Origin of the sequence: Dolichospermum lemmermannii CS-548 (assembly GCF_028330815.1) — a bacterium.
GTDB lineage: Bacteria > Cyanobacteriota > Cyanobacteriia > Cyanobacteriales > Nostocaceae > Dolichospermum > Dolichospermum lemmermannii.
The window spans coordinates 1-20,336 of record NZ_JAQMTJ010000318.1 but is presented as its reverse complement, the minus strand read 5'-3'; the positions used below and the strand labels follow the sequence as shown (position 1 = coordinate 20,336).

Sequence of the window (20,336 nt, the reverse complement as noted above, 5' to 3'; positions counted from 1 at the left end):
TCAAACAGAAACGAAAACCAAATGTTAAGTTAATTGTCGCGCCTTTTCCTGATCTCCAGCGGGGGTCTGACGAGTTTTTTTTCAATAATTATCCAAAAACCGCTTGACAAAAGACTTATAGCCTTAACTTGTCACCAATGCAGGTAGAGCAAATGATTTTATTTTATGAAGCCTGTCAGCGTCTTAATCATGAAGGTGAATCCATCACAATGGATGCAATAAACGCCAAAATTAACCAAATATGGGATGAATTAATAAGTAATGAGTAAATTTTGTTGCCATCTCTGAGATTCTACTGCATTTGATTTTTCCTCTAGGAATTGTACTGAGATATGCTGGAATCCCCTTGATCAATAAATTCCAGGAAATCTGAACAAGCACTGACCCCCAATATTTTGATACACTCTGGAAACAATGGTTATACAAGGTATATCAACAGGGTACTTTGCAGTTAATTATAAATAGACAGTTCAACACTCTCGACTGTTAGCCTAAAAGCGAACATCTTTTGGACGGCTCCTTCGGAACATCGCCTAGTTACTTAGTCAAAAATGCAAACTCTAGCTTTGGTATCAAATGAAAATCTTACTAAATGCAGCGTGTATCAATATTCTACAAATATAATTTGAAATTATACCTGTAACTTGGTTTCATGAGATTACTGTATTTAGTATCTTAAGAGCCAGGCTGTACAAGAATTTCCCTTAGATAACAGTTTTTTCGTGTTATTTGTAACCTAAATAATTGTGACGAAGACGATAAGTAGAATTAACCTGATTCAGATCGTCAACAGTCACAGTTACGAAAACTGGAAAAACTTTTCGCTCTTCGGTACTTGTTATGCTAAATTATTTTCTTAAATCCCAAAATCTTTGTTGTATAAGGATTTTACGTTAATTCATTGGTTATTTTGACAAATTTGGTATCAAAAACAATAAAATCCTTTATTTATATGGGTTGTGGGGTAAATAAACCCATATTTGGCATAACAGTTACGAAAACTGGAAAAACTTTTTTGTGGTTATCTCGATGAATCCTCAAGTGCTAATTTTAGACGACAGTGAAGAATGGCTGGCGTTACATAAAAGCCAGTTAGAAAATGCAGGAATCAGTTGCTATGCTACCAAAAATTCAATTGAAGCTATAGACTTTGCCACAAAATACAACATCAAGATAGCCCTGATTGATGAAATTTTATTTACTCTTGGGCAAGAAGGAGAATTACAACGCTTGCAAGGAAGAGGCGTTATCCGTGAACTTATTAATCGTGGTATAGCTACTAGGTTTATCTTCATCACTGCCTCACCTTACAACAAAGGTAAGCTGAATGAACCAGGATTTTGGAGAGAATTTGTATCTTTAAAAGTTCTGCCTGGTGTAATTGAAGTCATTAATAAACAGGAAATAGACCACAACCAGGAGGAAACTTATGAGCGAGTAATTAATCTTATCATAAATCTCAATCAACAGACTCATAAGGTAAACAAGATTAATAGGGGAAAAACTCCATTAGCACAATTTTTTCAACTAGTAAAAAACCTTCGGGTTGATTTTAGTATGGTCTTATTCACCATCAACATTCATTCAGATAAGGAAAATAAAATGACTATTAAGCACATTTATGTATCCAATAGCAATGGTGTCTTCTTCAACGAAGATAAAGTTGAAGGAGAGCAAATCGGAGTACAAAATAATTATTTCACCAACCCGGATGTAGTAGAATCTGCCCAGGAAATGAATGCGATAGTTGATGTTGTATCACAAATCTATTCTATCGAAACTGATTCGCAAAAACAGCGATTTGCTGAGGCTTTGAAGCGGGAAATTGAAAAGAGACCAGAACTTAAGGCTAAGATTGTTTCTGCCATTAAATCTGGTGGAACTGAAGCATTTAAGCAATTGTGCAGTCACCCTGCAATTGACATAGTGCTTGCTGCATATGAAGGATGGCAAAATCCTTAATTGCTTAACGTCCGATTCTTGTCCTAGAAGATAATCTAAATTGTGGTAGTGTGTCAAACTGCATCACCTACCACAATAGACAACATCAGCAGTTACAAGTATCGATTCTTGAGGTTAATCGATGAAAATTTTCAGAAAGTTGCTTGTATAGACTCTACAGAGGCAGAATTAGCAAGTCAGTTCTTGTAACCTGGTTACAAGCTTTTATCTGGGGTATCGCTTGCATCCCTAATGGGGTAATAGATAGAGAATTTAATGCTAAAAATAAGTTTTGTTGTAACTTGGTTAATTGTTACATAATTTTCGTCTCTAAATCGGAGGTTTTATAAGAAGTGGACAAGTATACAATCATCTCGCTAGACAAAGGAGATCACTCTTTACCAATTTTACAAAACTTAAAGAAGAATCTAGCAATTTTCAAAACTAAATTTCTTTTAGAGGATTAACCAAGTTTGAGGAGGTGAATGAGGAGGTTAGTTTTATATGTCTCTAGCAGCTAGTAAAGGAGGAGTATATGCAAAGCACAATGATGCTATTGGTTATGATATCAATATAGTCAGACAATGGTTATCAGTAGGTCAAAAACAAATTACTAGTTATCAACTTTATCAAAATTTAGTTGAAACATCAGGTCTTATACAGTTAGAACTAGGTATAGGCAATACTTGTGGATTAGAATGCCAACATTGCTTTTTGGGTTATGAAAGTGGCACTATGATCAGCCAATTAACACCCATGCCAATCTTACTAAACACAGTCACAAAAATGATCGAGCAAATGGGTACAAGATTAATTGCAGTCACAGATAGAGATGCTCTTACTCCCAACCGTTCAATCCCCTTGTTTGAACATATAGCTAAACTTCGCACAAAATATCCCCAAATCAAGATGGGTGGAGTTACTAATGGTTTAGCTATTGATAAATATGCTGATAATTTAGAGCAAATTCAACTCGATTATTTAGATATTTCATTAGACGGCTTACGTGATGAACATGATGCAATTAGAGGAAAAGGTAAATTTGATTTAGTCTTAAAAAACTTAAGAATTGCTGTAAATCACCAGTTAGCCAAAAGAGTAATTGTAGCTACTACACTCCACCGCTTCAATGATGATTCAGTTATTAAACTAATTCATAAACTTATTATTGAAGAAGAAATACAATGGTTTGATATTGGTCTTTTGATGGCTGTAAAAATGCAAAACTACCAGCTACAATCCAAGGATATAGTAGTCTTTTTAGACAGCTTATCTCAATCTCTTCAGCCAATTAAAATTTCTAAATCAGTCACGATTTTAGTAGAAATTTGTGCTTATTGTGCTGCCTTTATTCCAGCTTTAATAGAAAGTGGTTGGCTAATTCCAGAAAAGATTCGTCAAGATGAATATGGACACTTATATCAAAATATTCACATTAATGACTCTATAACCATCACACTTCGCCCAGAATTAATTCCTGAATACTGGCGACACACTTTGCGGATTTCATCAGATGGTTATGTAGTCGGAGGATGTGAACCTTTAACCCAAAAAGATTATACTCACCTAGCTGTCAGCAATATTCAGATGGAAGATATCCAAAATATTTACCACAAAGCATTAGCAATAAACTCACCTTTTTATCATGCAATTATGAGTTACGACCAGTCAAGTTGCCGTCATAAAGCTTGTTTTTCTCATTGTTTAGGTGGAGATTCTCTTTTAGCTAAGGCGGTATACGATGATTACAACGTGAAAGATCCTAACTGTACTTGGGACGAATATCAATATAAAAATATGCTGAACAACGAAAAATACAGCACTTTGTGTAACGGTTTGGTACAATAATTGAGAAGATAAAAGTAAAAAATAAGACAAAACTCTACTCGGCATATCTGCGTAAGAAAATTATTAGCGTTTACGAAGCGGGAAATACATCTATGCTGTAACTATAATTATATCTCTATCAATACCTTAGCCAAACCCCTGAAACCCTATTGATATCTTCACGATTTTATTGGGTTTCAGACCTATATTTTGAAAATTGGCTAAAGTATTGTCTATATGCAGTAAACCAAAAAGTTTTTTCCTGAAGGGAGATCGCCAAATACTGTGTAGTATAAAATACTTTTTTATTCCCGATACTCTAATCAGCAGACATAGTATAGATAATAATTACTTATGATTAGCTGGTTAATAATTTCTTGACGCTAACCGGATGGAATATAAATGCTTTCAACGACTTGATATTTCCTCTGTATAGCTTGAGATAAAAAGGCTAACATCTGTTTGAGTGTAAAAAGTGTGCGATAAATTAATCTACTACCTTTCCTTTTACGACTGATTTTGAGCCATAGTAGATTCACCCAGATGTTAATTAGAAGAAAGGATATTCCAATGAATAGTAATCTCAAGACTGGATTTTTGTTATTCGTCTTAATTCGACAAATATTTTTCAGACGATAACTAGTTTCAATGCCAAATCTTTTTCGATAATCTTGATAGATGTAATTTAAATTTGTTTTTACCTTATAAGCAACATAAACAAAATATTGAACTCCATGCTTTTTATGCTTTCCCTTTCTATATTTACAGACAACCCATAAATCAAATGTGACGAAATCATCTTTATCTCTTGTAATGGTATAGGTAGTTTTATAACTTTTTTTACCCTTGAGGAATTGTTTGATTCCTCCTTTTTTTCCAGTCTTGATAGCAGGCATAAGAAAGGGAATATCTAATGCCTGTAACCATCTAATTACAGGAGTATTAAAAAATCCCCTATCCAAATAGAGTTTTTTTACATTTATTTTTAGGGATTCAAGTTCTGCTAATAAATAAGTAATTAAAGCCACACTAGTATCTAATTGGCGAACACCTCTTATTGCTAGAGTTACACGCTTATTATTACTAATAACATATAAAATGAATTAGTACCAGATTTAGCTTCACTTCGATATATGTAGGGTAATTCTGACGATGTTGGTTGACCATAATAACAAATTAAATTTAAATCAATCGCTATTTTTAAACACCCTTTTTTTAATCCTAAAGGAATTCGACTTTTTAATGCTTGATTGATTTGCGCTTCTAATTCCTCAAAATTGTTAATTTTATTGAGATGATATCTAATATCATTAGCTGTCGGAATATTTTTTAACAATTTAGCAGTGTTTTCAATACTATCTCCACTGCTGGCTGCTTTAACCAGAATCTCGAATAAAGTTTGTTGGTCACAGGCTCCTTGAGTTTCAATGGAAAAATTTTATAACTATTCACTGAATAACCTCATCAAGAGTTTCTGAGTCGGTTAAAACGAGTTCTTCTGTAGACTCGCCCCGCGTGGCTTTTGTTAGAGATGAAACAGTCAATTTTTTCAGCCAATATGCTACACACTACTTTCATCATTTCATATTTTGATCCAGTGCAAATTATGATAACTATTTCTTATATATTTGGTATTCTATAGTACATGAGTATCTGTCGTATTCTGTTAGTGATGCCTGCTGCGTCTGTAGCAATAGCGTCAGCACTCCGTAAAAATAACTCTTTGGGAAAAACTTTTTGGTTTACTGATATGTAAATTTTTATATTTACTGTGGATAGGATAACATATTGAACTGGTATAATCTGCAAAGAGGAGTGTAATAAAAAGTAAGTGGCTAAATTCTTTATGACTTCTAACCCATATTTTTCCAGTTATGTTGAAAGGATTCAAGAAGCTTTAGCAGTTTTCTCTATGACTGATGCTGAATCTGCAAGGTATGTCCAGTTTAACGACTCTATTAATAATTATCACCCTAACTTTTTGATTTTTGAGATTTTATTTAATTATAAATATCAGAATCAAGAAGAAACAGTTATTAGAAGAAGATTTGATCCTCATGTTTCTGACCAATTATTCAACACTTTCCAAACAGAATCATTATTAAATGATGTCAAGAGATTATATGATAATGCTAACTTTCGGAATTTAGACTGGCAATCAGTTAAGTGGGAAACCCAAGAAACTGATGAGTTTGGTATATCAGATATGGCGGAAGTCATGCAGCGTTTAGACAAAATTTATTACGATAGAATAAAAAAATTAGAGCCAGGTGAAATTCTAGACAAAGATGAATTAGATGAAATAAAACAGATAATTAAAAAATTAATTACGCGATACGAAATAGAATTTATTCCTACTAATTTTGGTGCTACTGCTGTTATTTATGAAGCCTGGAAACTAGGTAATCTACTTCCTTTGGGTAGTCAAGAAAAAGATTTAAACAAATTCCAGAAAATGATTGATGGGTTGTTTATTTGTCAAAACCAACCCAACACCAAAGATATATTATTAACAATGGCTCAGAATCTAGGACTATCGCATTTAACAGAGATCGAGAAAAGCCGACTTAGAAATGACAAGGTTTGGACGAGGCAATTATATAATGGCCCTTCTCAAGCCTGGTTCGCTTGTGTAGAGAAGTCTTTAATTCATAAAACTCCCTATACTAATGAACATCCAAATTTTTTAAAGAATTATCTGATTCATTTTCCATTAATCATTGATAACTACTGGTTTGCTGGCATGGCATATTTATTTGCTCAATGGGATACAAGAGAGCCAGAAACACCAGAAATTTTTCAAAGACAAAAGTATTTTAAACTTTATAATGTTATTCAAACAGTCTCAGAAACACTGAAGTTTTCTCTGAAATTTGATGCTTTATCAAAAATAGAGGAGAAATTGAAAAATAACCTAAGCTTACCCGATTTATTTCTAGAAACAGTAAAAGATTATTTTGTGAACTTTAATGTTGCTAAAACCGGAGAAAATACCAATAAATCTTCGACTAATACTATGTTAGTTTATTCTGAACATGGTGTCGATATTTATGGACCCACATGGTTAACAGAAAAACATAGAAATTTAATTAAAGAAGAATTGGATGGGCAGAAAAAGATAGTAGGTATTAATATTCCCGGTTTATATGAAGAACTACTTTTAAGGAAAAAAGAAGCTGAGAAAATTCAAATGCGGGGTAGAGAAGAACAATCTAGACAAATAGCACATCAAGCGGCTGGTTTAGTAGCTGAAGTTTGGGATGATCCGGCAAAAGAATCCCTGAAACCGAGAACAAAATCATCTCTTTGGCAATTGAAATCCTTAATAGAGATTTGGGGTAACTTTGATCTCAAAGCGTCGAAAAATATTTCTGAAGAACCAGAACCTGATTTTCCTGAATGCGAAACTTTAACTAATAAACAGGTTTTTTATGAGTTGATTAATATTAGTCTAAGTCATGCTTTAGGACGTGCAACATACACTCGCACCTTAGAAGAAACAAGTGATATTGAAACTCAAAAAGTTGATACAAAAACAGTTGATAAAGCCTTGGAAATTTCAGCAAGTTTAGAACCAGTCTCCATATTTAGTAATGAGGTATTTGAAAGTTCTTTAGAAGCAGCTATTGAATGGTCAAATGGGGATGGTCCAGATTGGTTACGATGGAGAGGTTTTGCTATTTGTTTTCATCATTGTTTTTGGCAAGCAGCATATCATGCCTTCCGTGCTAAATGTGCTGGTCAAGCAGGTCCATATTTACTGATACAAGTAGAGAAAGATAAAGTAATTATTAAAAATCGCAAACAACTCAAGCTATTACAACAAGAAGAACCAAGAGATATGACATTTTATGAGTCTTTAAATAATCGTATGCAAGACATTTTAGAGATTAAAGTGCCACCAGTAGAAGATGATTTATGGTATACAGTTATCAATAAAAAGTAATATAGAAATTCGGTTTGATTCCTGAAATTACTTCCGTAGGAAAGCAAGAGGATTTCAGAAGATTAAAGTGTACGGAGTTTTGTTCAAAAATAAAATAGGAGTCCTATATTTATGACAGTAATAAGACAATATTTAAATCAAAATGACCAATGCTTAGGATATGTCTGGAATCAAGAGCAAGGACAAAAAGTAGTAATTGTTGTTGATGACAGTTTTAAATTGGTTAAATATGATTCTCCTCCAAATGCACATGGCTATGGTTTAAAAGTAATTTTTGATAAACTGAGCCGTCGTGATGATATCCTAGCAATTGGTTTTTTTGACTTACCTCAATCACCTCAGATTCAAGATATTCAATTAATTGTTGAGACTATCCAAGCTTGGATAAGAGAACTACAATTTCAAAATTATAAGCTATACTTACTAGTAGATTATTATCATGGTCAGGAAACTACGAGAAGTAACGCACATGGGATAGATTTTGTGGATTATTGGCAAGAACATCAACCTCTAAGAGCAAAAAAAATTGCTCATTTAAGTATTGCTGGTGCTAGTTCTGGGGAAGATATACCTAACCCTTATGATTTAGAATGTTTTTCAAAACCATTAATTCACTCTTGTAAGCAGGATTATAAGCAACTACCTGAAGCTTTTTTGTCTTGGTTAGATATTGACGAACATCCTCTATACCGACTATGGCGTTACTCGGATAGATGGTTTTTAAGCGATGATACAACAATCCTAGTGAAGCATAACTTTGGAGAGGTGAGAAAATTCTTATTTGAGTCAAAAGACGATAATGATTTTTTTCACGCTAGTGAATACAAAAGGAAAATCACCGATGCCTTATACATTAATCTACCTAACGCTTGGTGGGAAAATGAGGCATCAGCTAATAATATTCATGAGTCACTAAAATGTCTGGCTGGTGCTTTTTTTTGTGGTCAAACCAACAATAGTGCAAAGCGTAATCTTTGCGTTGGCTCTGCTTATATTATAGCATTAATGGCTCATCAAAAAGTTTACGGAAATGCAGATATTTTCATAAATGACCCTGAAACTTGGATTGCTTGTTCACACGCTAGTAGTCCAATTTTCGCTTTACAGGAGCAAGAAACGGCACGCACTTCAGCTATTGCTCTCTATGACTTATTTATTTGTCTATTTACCCCACGCCATACAAATCAAGAAAGCTCATCCGGAAAATCTTTAGTACGTAGTGTATGCTTTTATGAAGCAGGTAGAGTTTTAAAAATACAACTTAACTGGAATGCTCAAAAACCATCGTTAGATAGTCCAGACAGTCTAGCGAAAATTAATAGTAAAACATTTCAACAACCAACAATAAATATGTCACAAATTGCTAAAAATACTAGGACTACTATTTTGAATTTATGGTGCCAAATGGCAATTAGTGAAAGTGGATTTATGAGTCCGGGAGTTGTATACATGGAAGCAGACACAATAGTAATTGCTTCTACAAAGTAAACTAACACCAACATTACATCAATTATGAATAACATACAATTAATTCAACCTTACCTAACTGCTTGTGTGATTTGCAGAGATAATAGAAATTCTCTTTGGGCAAAAGCTTTATTAAATAATTTTGCTGAAGTATACATCATTGCATCCAACAGTGATTATAGAAAATTTAACCATAGCGATACAGAAGGGGTAATTATTCCCAAAAGCAAATTACCTACATTCATAGATGCTATATTTTTTCATTCTAGTGATGAACAACTTTGGCGTAGTTGTAATTTAAATTCTCAACATATTTTTGAGTTTAATACTCCTGGCAATCCTGAAGTTAAAGAAGGTATTTTGCCAATATTACGTCCAACAGCGCCAAATTTTGCAATTAAACTACAAGATATTGAAGAGATAGCTGACTATGTAACTGGAAAATCCTTAAGTTTGCCTCTTATCTGCCGTAAAACTTTAGAATTACTGCCAGCACTGTCATTGCTTTCTCAAACTTATCTAGCAGTATATTCTCAGCAACAAGAAGTATGGCATCCATCATGGTGGCTTAACGGTTTGGGTATTTCAGAGTATAGCCAAAAACAAGCTGATTACCTGATAAATTTATTAGATAGTGAGTGGCAGATAACCAGGAGAAATAATAGTGATAAACAAGATGTTGCAACTTTAATCCATCATATTGCTTCATCTACACTCTCTGAAAAGCAAATCAATCCAAATATAGTAGTAGCGGCTGATCAAGTCCTTAACACTCAACTGTGTTTACAATCTATTGATTTAGTTGTGAGGAAAATTAAATCTCAATTTAATACAATTTTAGCTTTTAGGGACAGTTTAACAAGTGTTGCTACAGCCGGTGTTATCTCTACATTGAATAATATTCCCACGTTATTTATTGATGAAAATGAACATCTACATAAATCGAAGGCTTTCAAACAATCCGTCATTATCATGGCAGAAAACCAGTTAAAACACCTGCCAATGCTGAGAGTAGAAAACTTCAGTGGTGCTGTTTTAGTGTTGACTGCTACTCCGTTTTCACTCTTAAAACAGCAGTACCGAGTTCTGCTTTTTGGACATGGTTCTCATGATTGTTTCGGCAGTTCTTGGGTACTTCCTGATTTGCTAAATAAGATAGCAGAATTAGTCCCATTAGAGCCAGAAAACCTTAAATTTTTGCAGAAAGAATTACAAGCTATGCAAAAAATAAGGAATAATCAAATAACATCATGCCTGGAAAATATTAAATATCTTAAAAATCTAAGTCATGAAGATGATCAGAGAATAAAAGATATAGAAAACGCTATTGAACAATGGCGAGCAGATGCTCGCGTAGCTTGTCATACAGTCGTGAAAATTGGAAATGAGCGTCAACAATTACAACAGCACTTTCAAACAGCACTAAATAATCTTAGTATTCAGGATAACGAACAAAGATATCAGGCAATATCTAGATTAGAAGAAGCATTTAACCATTTAAAAGACCTGTTACAATCTACTGGTGAAAAATTTATTTCTTCATATTAAAAAGGTGAGAATGTGATTGATTTCAGTATTTTAGTGCTAGATGATGATGAACTTTGGGTAGCGCTACATGAACGGCGATTAGAACAAGCTGGTTTTATCTGTCACTCTACTCAAGATGCCAAAGAAGCTATCAAAATAGCTAAAACAAACCCAACTGTCAAGTTTGCACTAATTGATGAGATTCTCTATGTTACGCCTACTTCTGAAACTGAGGAGCAAAGAGAACTCCAACGATGGCAAGGAACGGGTGTGATACGAGAAATCTGCGCCCAACGCTCTGATATACAAATTATTGTAGTTACAGCAGCCCCTGTTTTTCTGAGTGATGGTGATAATCAACTATTTAGACGGGAAACAGCAAAATTGCGGAGGCAAAAAGGAGTTATTGATGTCATTCACAAATCAGATATAAAGGAAGATCCTGATGGTTCTTACGACTGGCTAATAAACTTACTTAACCAGCCTAATGTATCTGCTAACACTTCTGTAGTCACACCAAAAGTTTTAATTGGTTTAGGGTTCACAAGCGATGAACGTCAGGCTATGGCTGAACAGATGAATATGCCTAAAAAGCAATATTTGTCCATAGCTCCTTTGCTGGAAAAAGGTAAATCAGAGAAAGCTAAACTGAAAATATTAGATAATTTTTGGGAGAGGGCGAAGGAAAAATCTGTGTTATTAGAAATGCCTGGTTCTAAAAAACTTGATCCTTTATCAGGAATAAAAGCCGAATCAAGTGCTTTCCAAATATTAGCTTGTTTGGCAAAAAAAACTGAATTACAAACTCCGGTAATTATTTGTGAGCAAGATTATAAATGTTCACCACGTAAGTCAAAACCGCAAGTAGATGATATTCCTGAGCATGATCCTTCATCTGTTAGGGATTATACTTATGAGAATGGAGTTCAATTTGAGGGAGGAACAAGCAAAAACTCCCCTCTTAAGGTGGCGATACACAGATTAAGTAGGCAATTAAGTAAATTCAATGTTGGTCCTGCTGGTAAGTTATTTATGTATAAACCAGAGGATAAAGGCTACCATCCTTGTTTTGAATTAGGCATTGTTCTCTACACAATAAAGAACAGGTAATTGATGCTTGTGATTAGTGAGTGGCTAATTCCTATTTTGGGAAGGGCTGAAAAGAAGGCGATCGCGTAAGCCCTGCTGCAAGTAGTTCGCTTTACTCATCATGTTCATCTTCTAACTGGTAAATCCGCATTGATGGATGTTCGTCCATCATCCTCCAGTAACATCCTAAAATCCTAAAACAGATTGAGAAATCCAGTAACAATATTCATAAGACGATGATAACATTCATCAGCATTAAATTTGACAGTACAGATACCATCACGTAATAAAACCTATTAGGTAGCCACCAAGATTAATGATTAAAACGAAGAAATGCTATATCAGTTATATCTTTAACAACTTGTACTGCCTCAACACCATAAGTTAAAGGTGATTGTAGTTTAAGAATCAAACAAAATGGTTTTTTATTACCAAATTTTGACTTTAAATACCTATCATAATTTTCCTTCAAATAGTGAACAGCACCTTGATCAGGGGAAACGCATCTTATCAATAAGGACTATTTAATCTCAATAATGACCCAAAAATTTGCATTAACGTCTACTTATTGACAATAATTTAAACCATCACGATGACTCTGAAAAAATCCATCAAACGATAAATACCGATTCTTTCGTTTATACACAAAAATAGTATTTTGTCAATAAAATTTAGATGCGTTTCCCCTGGCACCTTGATTACCTTTTGATGTCTGTCCACAAATTAAAATTATAGGATAAGAGTCAGATTCTGGATAAAATCTTGCTAAAATAGCGTGTTCATCCTGATTTTTCACATATCTATACTTGTCTTCTTTAGTAACTATCGCAATATTATCAGGATCGTTAGGTATATAAGCATTAAAATAAATACCCTGAATGAATGTTTCTAAATGAACTTTAGTTCTTTGATTAGAGTCTGGTCCGCCTATACAAAATTCGGCTGTTTTTCCTGGGCGTTCTAATATGCTTTCAAAATGTGCAATGACTAATTTGCCATGAATTTCATCTATAAGCCTTGTAACCTCAATCAATGTTTCTACATCTCCCAGAGCCATTGTATTTTTATGGTTAGGATTAGAATCATGATTCATAACTACAAGACAATTTTCTTTAGAAGAAATACCAAAGAATGCAGACTTTCTATTTAGAATCTGTAATGCTCGAATTTTTCCCCACAACCAAACAACAACAGCAGTTACGATACTAGTTATAATACCAACTGTAAAATTCTCAATGACGGATGGAGATATCAATTCTTTCCCAGTCTGGTAAATATCTGCTTTAGCTTGGGTGGCTGTGGTGACAATGCAAGTCGTTATGGCTGCTGCTAATAATAGTTTCAGGTTCATGGTTTCCTCTAAAAATTTAGTAGGGTACGAGTGGCGATCACCTGGGTTTCCCTAAGAATTGGGAGAGCGATCGCTCAATTTCCCCCAAGAATTTAGTAAGAGCGATTCCTACGGAGCGCTTCGCTATCGCTTTCTCACGCCATCCTTGATTAAGTAGGTGAACAGAAAAATTTAAAGGTATATAACGGTATGTAAAGTTGTCTCAATGCGAGATTCTGATTGAGTTTCAGCCATTTTACAAAACGCAATACCCCTCATTTTTATTTTGTTCACCTACTTAGTTCTTGATTATTCATTTTAGAAACGTTTTTGTTTTGGGGTTGTGTATTTGCAGACGAATTTGGTAAACTAGAAGTACAACCAGCAGCTTTAAATTGTTGAGAAATTTGATTTTTTTCTGATGCTTCAGATATATATTCAAGTAATCTATTTAGCGGTTCAATAGGTCTGGGAGAACGTAAAGGAATCTCACTATTATTGCTGACAAATCTGCCATTTTTGAGGAATGCTGATCCTAAATAATAATTTCCTTCTTTGAATAACACTTCTCCACCATTTGTTTTTATTAATCCATTAGATAAAATGCCAGTCTTGAAACTGCCATAATCTTCAGCAGTTGAAACAATGCAAACTTTACCTTTGGTATTTGAAGGGTAGATGTGTTCACTATTTTCATATCCAGACCATATACCCATAAAAGGTGCTAGTCCTGGTTCAGTCTTTGACCAAGCACGTACAAAGGATTCTCTTGTCTTCTTTTCTACTTGAGTACGTCTATCTTGAAGATAACCAGCACCTACATTATTATTTTTGGTTCTCCTAATTTGTTGCTCAAGTTCTTGACGTAATCTTTTAATTTCTGCATTAGTTGGTTGTCGAGTTTGGGCTAATACTGATAATTCGTTAACACCTAAAGTTATTAAACTGAATCCTAAGATAAATAGCGATCGCTTCGCCCACGGTAGGTATCGCTGTACTTGTGGTAATACTAATTTTTGGGTCTTCAAAACAGGTTTCATAGATTTTCCTTGAAAATGTTCAAAATTTAATCAATGGGTTCTTTAGTGGAGCGATCGCCTAATTCCCTAATTCCCCTTCAATAATTGGTTAATTCCGCAATTCATGTACGCGCTGCCATTCTTCCGGTGTAACCTTGTAGTTAGTGCCATTGGGGACACGAATAACCATTAAATGCTGTAGCATAGGGTCTTGTTTTAAGTTTTCCCGTAGTAGTGGTTTATCTAACAATTTGCTGGTAAAACGAATTTTGACACAGGTTCTATTACTGGCACGACTGGTATCAATCCAATAACCAATATCAGCAGGGGTGGCGACGTTTTTGGGGGATTCAAGAATTTCAGTGATCGCATAGATTCCGGCTTGTTCTCCAGATACCCAAATCAGCACCCCATCACCAGAAACCATGTCTTTGGCATAGCGCGTAACTGACCACAGCATCTGCTCAAAGTCTCTAATGGGGGTAAAGACAAGATACCCGCAAAATTTAGCACGACGTAAAGTTTTGTAAAGTAGTCATGTATTTTATGTCTTTCCAACATTCAAACATTGCCTAGTTTGGCTCATTTTAGGTAATGTTATGAGATCAATTGAGCGGAATAACAAAGGTTTTGTCCTTTCTTGATAAAAGTCTTCAACTTCCGTTTTCGGCAATGTTTTACAAGATGGGATAAATAAGCGGGAAGCTTTTATAAGACTGAAAGCCTTACTCAGTGTGCTTTTTTAGCATATAGACACAGGCGATAACGTTGAATTTGTTACAAAACTTTACGTCGTGCTAAATTTTGCGCGAATCTTGTCTTTACCCCTACTGCTGCGTTAACCTCAACTGAAATTGATATGATTGCGGCTTTCGGAACAGAGAAGTCACTTTTGGCAGTGAATAGCAATCGAGTTGCTATTGAAGCTTCTATAAAAATACAAGGAGCTATGGGATTAACACTAGCAGATCCAGTAGCAATGGCAGTTGCTCTTGATCCAGCCATTGTTACCCGTCAAGGAAAATATTTTGTGGATGTAGAAACAACAAGTGATTTAACTCGTGGGATGACAGTGGTTGATCAATTAGGTGTTCTTGACAAACAACCGAATATAACTGTGGTTTGGGAAATTGATATACCAAGATGGAAAGAGATTTTATATAGTTGTTTAAAAGCATAAAATCCTGGCGATTAAAACAAATTTAAAAACTCTGTAACAACATCCATAGGACGATTGAAACATTCACCAGCATCAAATCTAACGGTACGAATACCATCACGTAATAAAACCCTATCTCTTCTATAGTCTCTAGTTTTTTGTGATGCTTCTTGGTGGTGAACTCCATCAAGTTCTAGAATCATACATTTTTGTTTATAGAATACCAAAAAATCTATTTCTACTCTTTCCTTTGATTGATTATCACTATTAGAAATAGGTAAATCAGTTAAATCCATATAAGCTGTAATTACTGCTAATGTTGTGGTCTTTAAAATAGTTTTCATGGTTTCCTTTAAGAATTTGGTGGGGTTTTGGAAATAGCGATAGCGAAGCGCTCCGTAGGAATCGCTGATGGTGATTGACCTGATGCTAACTATTTCCAAGAGTAAATACCACCCCGACGTAAAAAAGCATCTATATTCCAACCAACTTGAGTTAGGGGTGAAATGAGTAATCGTACAGAAAGTTACGCTAAGGCTGTAAGCCATACTGGATAAGCATTCTGTCAATCAATATTTTTGGTAATTCTCAACGTACCAATTTACCTAAAGTTTATTTGATACAGCATTTAACAACGTAGCTATAAGGATTTCAGGCTACAAAAACCAGAGACGTTTAAATGGTACAGTTTTATCTATGTCAATCAGGATGTTACCAGCAGGGTTTCAAGTCCTTATCGTAACTTTCTGCATGGCTGCTCATTTACCCCCTATTATTAAATAATAACATTTTTGTTGATAAATGTACCAATAAATTACTATCCTTTCCTATTATTAGGATTTTATTAATGTTTCTGATAAATAGATATATGGGGTATAATTGCAATATTGCTTTAATTGACAATTATAATAACTATTTATCAAGGCGAAATCTGACTCCTTCTTCAATTTTCTTCCTATTCCCTGATTCAAAATCCTCAACTCCAGTATATCCCAATGTTAATTAAACCTCAAATTAAAACTCCAGAGAAATTACCGTTTTTAGAAAAATTATGTTGGCAAAGAGAAGATATAGAAAATCTTACTCCTTTAGAAATGCTGAGAATATATGAACGAGGGTGGCATTACCGGGGAGTTTTAGGCGACTTGAGCCATACAGAAGCCTTATTTGTGCAACAATTAGCTCAATATTATCATTCATGGTTAGGAGCAAAAATGTTTGAAAGGGAATTTCATCAAAAAATTTTAATTGTTCTTAATCAATTAAATGCTAATTTTTTATTAGAGTGTGGCGCGTATTTTGGCGGTGGGACTCTGGTTAGTTTAAATCATGGAGAATATAGATTAAGCAAGGATATAGATTTTCTCTGTTCCACTGGTACTGGCTACCGATTACTACGCCAAAAAATAGCTGAAAATCAATATAATGCCCTTTTTAATACTCAAAATAATCTCAACCTACCCGGAGAAATTAAAGCTGACCAGTACGGAATAAGATTTGCCATTATTGTTGATGAAACTCTGATTAAATTTGAGATAATTATGGAAGGACGGATTGAATTGGGAGAAGCAGATTATCCCAGTTGGTCGCCTGTCCCATGCTTAAATCAAATTGACAGTTTTGCGGAAAAACTTTTAGCTAATTCTGACAGATGGAATGATTCCTCGGTAGAGTCGAGAGATTTAATTGATTTGGCTATGCAAAGGCTCAATTCTCCCATTCCTCAAGCAGCTATTGAGAAGGCAGAATCAGCTTATCCTGTAATTGAACCTTTAAAAAAAGCGATATCCTTATTCCAAAATCACCCCAATTATCGAGACAAATGTTTTACGGCTTTGAGAATTGCCGAACCCAGTAAAATTATTGATGGTATTGATTTAATTGCGGCTGATTTTAATTTAAACAAGACACCTAGAACATTTAGCGAATCTCAACAAGGCTGGGAATGACAATTGATCGCTTTTCTTCGCGGCAAACACAAACAAATCCACTCTTTTCTAAGAAAATTGTGTGACATAGGTGCTACAGTCATAATTCATTGAGGATTTTCCCACAAAGTTGAAGCCACAGAGATATCATATCTTTGTCCTGTTTCTGTAATTTGAAAGTCCAGAATAAAATATTTATTATCAGAGAAATGCTGATGTTTCCTAGCAATTAGTTCATCAATCATTTGTGTAATCGCCTGTTGAGTTTCTGCATCCTGATTTGATAACTGTTGTTCCAAGAAAGTATCAAGTGTTGTTTTTTGTTGAGATTCAGGCATCACCGCCGCATTCCAGGCTATCACAGCCAAACTAAATAATGATTTACGTCGTTTTGATGTGTGTACATTATCTAAGTACGGAGCAACGAACTGTTGGAGAATTTCTGACATTTTTATAGCACCCTTGGGTTCTATGGGCATATTTGCAGCCAATTCCCCAAATCCCCCCTCTTCCATCTTCTTTCTCAGTGCTTCCAGGTTTTTCTGCTTATCTTGGGAACTCTGTCCTTGTTTCATCAACTCATGAAAACCCTTAGACTTTCTCGCCATAGTGCATCTCCTGTTTTGATTATTTCTGGGTTTCTATTCCAACAATTGTTCTAAATCACTCAACAATTTCTCTAGCTTTTTGGTTTTTTTAGCATCTTCCCACACCTGAGCATTCTTCAACCGTTTACCAATCTCGGAATATTTAGCATTCAATGTTTCTTTGGCTGTGATTTTCCCTGGGGTTAATTCCTTTACTAACTGCTTAATCTCACTTAAAGATAGATTTTCATTAAGAACTTTATCCAGTAGTTCCCTACGTTCACCGTCATCTTTGAGTTTAGCGATCGCCCTAGCTTTGGTGTATTCTATTTTCCCCTGCCGCAATATTTCCAATACATCATCGGGTAAATTCAATAATGGTAAACGACTGGTCCGAAAACTTTCAGCACTGAATCTACCAACACCCGACAACACTGATTCCATAATTTCCAGTTGACGGGAAACGTTTTCCGTCAGTTCTAATCCTCGTTTTTTGGCGTTGGCAACTTGATTGAGAATTGATATCACCTCACCAGAATTTACATCAAGTTCAATACTGAGTAGTTCTAGAATCCCCTCGGTTTCTTCAACTGGGTTTAAATCTTCCCGTTGCAGGTTTTCCAGTAAAGCGATTTGCAGGGTTTGGAGGTCAGATAATTCCTTGGTGATAATCGGTACTTCTGTTAACCCCGCTGCTTTGGCCGCCCGGAGTCGGCGTTCACCAGCGACTAACTCATATTCACCACCAACAGCACGCACTAATAAAGGTTGTAAAATCCCATGTTCTTTAACTGACTGCACCAGTTGACTGAGTTTTTCCGGGTCAAAATAGCGTCGGGGTTGTTGAGCAGGTAAACGAATTTTATCAATATTAACGGTGGCAGTTGGTGATTCTACATCCATACTCAGCAAATCTTCCACACCCCGCATTTTTGGGAGTTCTAAAGGTTTCTTGACCATTACAGTTTCTCCATCCCCTGGGCGATTTTCTTCAGAACTGCGATCGCTGGATGTTTGGAGTCATATACAGCTAAGGGTTGACTATTCATCACCGCATCCGCAAAGGCTGTGGCACGGGGTATTTTCGGATAAACTTTGGCTAGTGGTGATAACTGCTGTTCCAAAGCCTCCAAAATCACTTTGTCTTGGTTGGCGTTTACGTACAAGGTTGGCACAAATCCGGCGATCGCTAATTTCGGATTGATATGTTTCTTCACCTGTTTGATGCTATCCAATAATAACTCCGTTCCCTTGAATGCTTTGTAATGAGTCTGAACTGGCACTAAAACATGAGTAGCAGCACAGAGTCCGAGAATACTGAGGATACCTAAAGAGGGAGGACAGTCAATCAAAATGAAATCGTAGTTATTTAAAATGGGTTCTAAAGCTTGTTTGAGTCGTAGTTCCCTGGCCATAACCGCAGAGAGTTGTAATTCTACCGCACTGAGGGTAATATTAGCCGGGGCTAAATCCATACCGTGTAAATTGTGGTGAATTGGTAATTTAGTCTCTGGTGTGAGTAGTGAGTCAGCAACGATTTCTTCAAGTTCATGGGGTTCAAGTCCCATAAAAGTTGTCAGGGATGCCTGGGGGTCAGTATCCACCAATAAAACTTTATGTTTGAGGGAAAGATGATAACCCAAATTCATCGTCAGACTGGTTTTCATCACCCCACCGGCTTGATTGAAAATAGCAATAATTTTAGTCACAATTTTCTTTAAATTCTTGGTTCTACAGTTTATGGTAATACTTGAGAGTAGCCCTTTCAAGGTGGTGAAATTTTGAAGGAATATTGGTTGTTTCAACCTTCAAAAAAACCAAAATATGAGCGGAAGATTCAAGATGATAGTAATGAAATGACGTATTTCCGTTAGTCACCTTGAAAGGACTATACTTGAGAGTCAGGAAAAATCAGGGGTTATTCATTAACAAAATCCTTACTTTATTATTGCATTTTTTTGTCTTGACACTCCCCGCTCTAAAGACACGGGGATTCTTAAGATTTTACAATCCTAATATCCTGCTCACACCATTGGTGACAAGTTAAGGAAAAGGGAAAATTGTCAAGGGTGGTATTTGGAGTGGTCAAAAACATGGGAAACTCAGTCTAGACAAGTAATTGAGCGATTGAGTCCAACCATGACAACCAGTAAAAAAAACAACAGAGACCACGCAAAAAAGAAACAGCGACCAATGGTGGAAGATGAAGTAATAGCCAAGCAATTGGAAAGATTACTGACACCAGCGATTACAAATCAAGAAAATTACTACCGAAAACTAGGACTTAGAGAAAGGATACTGAATTTACCGTTGATGATGGCTGCGGTGTTAACCTTATTATGGCGAGACGTAGCCGGGGTCAGAGAAATGACAAGAATGTTAGCTAGAGACCATTGGTGACAAGTTAAGGAAAAGGGAAAATTGTCAAGGGTGGTATTTGGAGTGGTCAAAAACAGAGGGTTTTATCACTTTTATTTTTGGTTACAATTAATTGATAAAAAAGTTGACTTTATTAC

15 protein-coding genes and 2 pseudogenes are annotated in these 20,336 nt (G+C 35.3%); 9 read left to right on the top strand and 8 right to left on the bottom strand.

Annotated elements, in window-relative coordinates; all coding sequences use genetic code 11:
* The first annotated feature begins 1,029 nt into the window (after positions 1-1,029).
* Together PN450_RS22855 and PN450_RS22850 are read left to right on the top strand one after the other, a co-directional pair.
* Entirely contained in the window at positions 1,030-1,962 is a 933-nt protein-coding gene (locus tag PN450_RS22855) for a response regulator (protein WP_271837649.1), read from the top strand.
* A 483-nt stretch (positions 1,963-2,445) separates the two neighbouring features.
* Positions 2,446-3,789 carry a radical SAM protein gene (locus PN450_RS22850; RefSeq protein ID WP_271837648.1) on the top strand — a complete coding sequence of 448 codons (1,344 nt, stop codon included), beginning with the start codon at positions 2,446-2,448 and terminating at the stop codon, positions 3,787-3,789.
* Positions 3,790-4,151: 362 nt separating this feature from the next.
* Here PN450_RS22850 and PN450_RS24220 read toward each other — a convergent pair.
* Positions 4,152-5,216, bottom strand: a pseudogene (locus PN450_RS24220) (ISH3 family transposase).
* 398 nt (positions 5,217-5,614) lie between these two features.
* Between PN450_RS24220 and PN450_RS22835 the strand changes: the two are divergent.
* The 4 genes from PN450_RS22835 (at position 5,615) to PN450_RS22820 (ending at position 11,818) form a co-directional block, all read left to right on the top strand.
* Positions 5,615-7,714 (top strand): hypothetical protein, encoded by a 2,100-nt coding sequence (locus PN450_RS22835; RefSeq protein WP_271837646.1) that lies wholly within the window; start codon positions 5,615-5,617, stop codon positions 7,712-7,714.
* 111 nt (positions 7,715-7,825) lie between these two features.
* The gene (locus tag PN450_RS22830; protein WP_271837645.1) at positions 7,826-9,202 is read left to right on the top strand and encodes a hypothetical protein; all 1,377 of its coding nucleotides are present in this window, start codon (positions 7,826-7,828) and stop codon (positions 9,200-9,202) included.
* Between the two features lie 66 nt (positions 9,203-9,268).
* A complete protein-coding gene (locus tag PN450_RS22825) occupies positions 9,269-10,729 on the top strand; it encodes a hypothetical protein (protein WP_271837644.1) in 1,461 nt (486 codons plus the stop codon).
* A gap of 12 nt (positions 10,730-10,741) precedes the next feature.
* A complete protein-coding gene (locus PN450_RS22820) occupies positions 10,742-11,818 on the top strand; it encodes a DNA-binding transcriptional response regulator (protein WP_015080848.1) in 1,077 nt (358 codons plus the stop codon).
* A gap of 640 nt (positions 11,819-12,458) precedes the next feature.
* Here PN450_RS22820 and PN450_RS22815 read toward each other — a convergent pair.
* The 3 genes from PN450_RS22815 to PN450_RS22805 all read right to left on the bottom strand — a co-directional run bounded on the left by PN450_RS22815 (position 12,459) and on the right by PN450_RS22805 (position 14,606).
* A complete protein-coding gene (locus PN450_RS22815; protein WP_271837643.1) occupies positions 12,459-13,148 on the bottom strand; it encodes a hypothetical protein in 690 nt (229 codons plus the stop codon).
* 269 nt (positions 13,149-13,417) lie between these two features.
* Positions 13,418-14,167: a hypothetical protein gene (locus PN450_RS22810; RefSeq protein WP_271837642.1), complete on the bottom strand. Its 750-nt coding sequence runs from the start codon at positions 14,165-14,167 to the stop codon at positions 13,418-13,420.
* An 88-nt stretch (positions 14,168-14,255) separates the two neighbouring features.
* Positions 14,256-14,606: an EVE domain-containing protein gene (locus tag PN450_RS22805; protein ID WP_271837641.1), complete on the bottom strand. Its 351-nt coding sequence runs from the start codon at positions 14,604-14,606 to the stop codon at positions 14,256-14,258.
* A 312-nt stretch (positions 14,607-14,918) separates the two neighbouring features.
* Here PN450_RS22805 and PN450_RS22800 point away from each other — a divergent pair, with 312 nt between their 5' ends.
* Positions 14,919-15,326 (top strand): nucleoside hydrolase, encoded by a 408-nt coding sequence (locus PN450_RS22800; protein WP_271837650.1) that lies wholly within the window; start codon positions 14,919-14,921, stop codon positions 15,324-15,326.
* Positions 15,327-15,337: 11 nt separating this feature from the next.
* Here PN450_RS22800 and PN450_RS22795 read toward each other — a convergent pair whose 3' ends face one another.
* Positions 15,338-15,748: a DUF559 domain-containing protein gene (locus PN450_RS22795; protein ID WP_246863114.1), complete on the bottom strand. Its 411-nt coding sequence runs from the start codon at positions 15,746-15,748 to the stop codon at positions 15,338-15,340.
* A gap of 552 nt (positions 15,749-16,300) precedes the next feature.
* Here PN450_RS22795 and PN450_RS22790 point away from each other — a divergent pair.
* Entirely contained in the window at positions 16,301-17,254 is a 954-nt protein-coding gene (locus PN450_RS22790) for a nucleotidyl transferase AbiEii/AbiGii toxin family protein (protein ID WP_271837640.1), read from the top strand.
* Positions 17,255-17,340: 86 nt separating this feature from the next.
* On the opposite strand, the gene PN450_RS22785 is transcribed toward PN450_RS22790, so the two are convergent.
* From PN450_RS22785 to PN450_RS22775, 3 genes are read right to left on the bottom strand one after another with little or no spacing between them, the layout of a single operon-like run.
* Entirely contained in the window at positions 17,341-17,841 is a 501-nt protein-coding gene (locus PN450_RS22785) for a hypothetical protein (RefSeq protein ID WP_271837639.1), read from the bottom strand.
* A gap of 33 nt (positions 17,842-17,874) precedes the next feature.
* Positions 17,875-18,780: a ParB/RepB/Spo0J family partition protein gene (locus PN450_RS22780; protein ID WP_271837638.1), complete on the bottom strand. Its 906-nt coding sequence runs from the start codon at positions 18,778-18,780 to the stop codon at positions 17,875-17,877.
* Positions 18,780-19,529: a ParA family protein gene (locus PN450_RS22775; protein ID WP_271837637.1), complete on the bottom strand. Its 750-nt coding sequence runs from the start codon at positions 19,527-19,529 to the stop codon at positions 18,780-18,782. Before PN450_RS22775 ends, PN450_RS22780 begins: the two co-directional genes overlap by 1 nt.
* 484 nt (positions 19,530-20,013) lie before the next feature.
* Between PN450_RS22775 and PN450_RS22770 the strand changes: the two are divergent.
* Positions 20,014-20,211: pseudogene (locus tag PN450_RS22770) on the top strand (IS4 family transposase); the annotation flags it as partial.
* Positions 20,212-20,336: the final 125 nt, after the last annotated feature.

Bases quoted from the DNA above. Each gene is read 5' to 3' on its own strand.
- PN450_RS22780 (WP_271837638.1), bottom strand. From the start codon at position 18,780: ATGGTCAAGAAACCTTTAGAACTCCCAAAAATGCGGGGTGTGGAAGAT.
- PN450_RS22810 (WP_271837642.1), bottom strand. From the start codon at position 14,167: ATGAAACCTGTTTTGAAGACCCAAAAATTAGTATTACCACAAGTACAG.
- PN450_RS22815 (WP_271837643.1), bottom strand. From the start codon at position 13,148: ATGAACCTGAAACTATTATTAGCAGCAGCCATAACGACTTGCATTGTC.
- PN450_RS22850 (WP_271837648.1), top strand. From the start codon at position 2,446: ATGTCTCTAGCAGCTAGTAAAGGAGGAGTATATGCAAAGCACAATGAT.
- PN450_RS22790 (WP_271837640.1), top strand. From the start codon at position 16,301: ATGTTAATTAAACCTCAAATTAAAACTCCAGAGAAATTACCGTTTTTA.
- PN450_RS22855 (WP_271837649.1), top strand. From the start codon at position 1,030: ATGAATCCTCAAGTGCTAATTTTAGACGACAGTGAAGAATGGCTGGCG.
- PN450_RS22835 (WP_271837646.1), top strand. From the start codon at position 5,615: ATGACTTCTAACCCATATTTTTCCAGTTATGTTGAAAGGATTCAAGAA.
- PN450_RS22805 (WP_271837641.1), bottom strand. From the start codon at position 14,606: ATGCTGTGGTCAGTTACGCGCTATGCCAAAGACATGGTTTCTGGTGAT.
- PN450_RS22830 (WP_271837645.1), top strand. From the start codon at position 7,826: ATGACAGTAATAAGACAATATTTAAATCAAAATGACCAATGCTTAGGA.
- PN450_RS22785 (WP_271837639.1), bottom strand. From the start codon at position 17,841: ATGGCGAGAAAGTCTAAGGGTTTTCATGAGTTGATGAAACAAGGACAG.